The 1,916-nt window shown below is 58.1% G+C and carries 2 protein-coding genes; one reads left to right on the forward strand and one right to left on the reverse strand.

Annotation, left to right across the window (positions count from 1 at the left end; genetic code table 11):
- Positions 1 to 211 precede the first annotated feature (211 nt).
- The gene (ispF, locus tag H5U08_RS17255; RefSeq protein ID WP_297035926.1) at positions 212 to 706 is read right to left on the reverse strand and encodes a 2-C-methyl-D-erythritol 2,4-cyclodiphosphate synthase; all 495 of its coding nucleotides are present in this window, start codon (positions 704 to 706) and stop codon (positions 212 to 214) included.
- 618 nt (positions 707 to 1,324) lie between these two features.
- Here ispF and H5U08_RS17260 point away from each other — a divergent pair.
- Complete coding sequence (locus H5U08_RS17260) at positions 1,325 to 1,726, forward strand: DUF488 domain-containing protein (RefSeq protein WP_297035928.1); 402 nt, start codon at positions 1,325 to 1,327, stop codon at positions 1,724 to 1,726.
- Positions 1,727 to 1,916 lie beyond the last annotated feature (190 nt).

Here is a 1,916-nt window from a genome sequence, read left to right on the forward strand (position 1 = left end):
GCCCACCTGGCCGGGTTTGACGGGTTCAAATGGCTCTTTTTTTCGGGTCAGAGTGTTGTAGACGCGGATCATAGGCATGAAGGTCGCTTAAAAACCCAGGTTCAGATGTGTTTTCCGAATTTATTCCCTTTGTCGGTTGGTAGGAGTTTTCCGTCAACGCCGGGAGATCCACAACGGCTTTCTCTCCAGCGATTGTGCCCCTTGGCGCTTTTCAATCCTGTTCGGTCGATCGCCACAGCAGGACAACGGCCTGGGCAGCGATGGCTTCCTCGCGACCGACGGCATCCACGCCTTCCCCCGTTTTGGCCTTGATGCTGATCTTCTCCGGGGAAACTCCCAGGATATCAGCCACGCGTTTTTTCATTTCGGGGATAAAGGGGGCCAGTTTGGGTTTCTGGGCATGGATCGTGCAATCGAGGTTGGCGAGTCGCCATCCCTGTTCGACGGCCAGGGACCACGCCCGCCGTAGCATATCATCGGACGCCCGGCCACGATTGGCCGGATCGGTATCCGGAAAAAGCTGGCCGATGTCGCCCAGACCTGCCGCTCCCAGAATGGCATCGGTAATGGCATGGAGGAGCGTATCGGCATCGCTGTGTCCCACCGCATGGCGATCATGTGGGACTGTGACCCCCCCTAAGAGAAGCGGCCCTGGCTCCTCCAGGCGGTGGATATCCGTCCCAAGCCCAATCCGATGCGAGATCATTCCGTTGGTTCAAAAAGCAAATGTCGCTCCAGGAGCTTGCCACACGTTGGGGACTCGCCACGATGTGCCGAGTCGCCCCCGTCTGCCCGAGCGGTGAGCGTTTCTTTTCCGACGGGGTCTGAGTCCCGGTATAAAATTCTCTAGTTGGCGCACTAACCAACAGGGTTCGATCGTCGGATGTTCGGCGGCGCCCCATCGGGTGATTCTCAATATCGACAAACTTTGCCTGGATTATAGCCCTTTCCCGTTATTCTCACAACTCCGCATCTGGCTGGGGCATTCCCGTTTTGGTGCCGATGTGTGAGAGGGCAGATGTTCCCGACGTGTGGTGGCGCCATTCATGAATGGCCGCCCACGCAACACAAACTGACATGAACGGACGCAACTCGGTCGGTGAAAGGGATCGTCGAGGTTGGAATGAGGGGCTGACAAACAGGTCCCCCCAAGGGGTTGGCGCTGCGGCAGCGGGTTCTGTCGAGGTTTGCGTCCCGGTCCAGATGCATGGCAGAAAGCGGCAGAAATGAGATGACCTCGCAGGTGTCACGCTGGCCGGTGGGGAGGTGTGGGCTGTCGTGAGTTTGCGGCTGACAGGGGATTTTTCCGTCAGAGGGCAGCCAAATGAAAAAGACAAACAAGCGAGTTCCCACCATTCGTTTGAAACGCGTTTACGACCCCCCGTCGCCGGACGACGGTTTTCGGGTTCTCGTCGATCGCCTCTGGCCGCGAGGAATCAAAAAAGATCAACTCGCCCTCGACCTGTGGATGAAAGATGTCGCACCGAGCGATGGGCTACGCAAATGGTTCGGGCACGATCCCACCAAATGGGAAGAGTTTCAGCGTCGCTACCGCGAAGAGCTTCAACAGCAGCCCGAACAACTGGACTTGCTTCTTTCCCACGCGTTGAGCTCTGGATTGACCCTCCTGTTCGCGGCTCAGGATCGCGATCACAATCAAGCGGTGGTCCTGCGGGAAGTGCTCCTGGAACGCGCCAGGACCGGTGAGAACCAGGCCGGTCGTTAGACCGTCTCGAAAGATGAAGGCACCCACGGGCCCACGGGTTCTTTCTTCCCCGGAGTCGTTTCCGCATCAGTTGGCCGGTATACCGAAGGACACTTTACCCGTTTGGGTGAGGAGGCATCGTCCATGGAAGCCGACCCAGCCAGTCGCCAGATTCGTCAGGCCCTTCGGTTGGTTGTCCTTTTGGGACTGG

The organism is Thermogutta sp. (assembly GCF_014359955.1).
Taxonomy (GTDB): domain Bacteria; phylum Planctomycetota; class Planctomycetia; order Pirellulales; family Thermoguttaceae; genus Thermogutta.

Excerpts from the sequence above, each read along its gene's own strand:
- ispF (WP_297035926.1), bottom strand. The coding sequence starts at position 706 with ATGATCTCGCATCGGATTGGGCTTGGGACGGATATCCACCGCCTGGAG.
- H5U08_RS17260 (WP_297035928.1), top strand. The coding sequence starts at position 1,325 with ATGAAAAAGACAAACAAGCGAGTTCCCACCATTCGTTTGAAACGCGTT.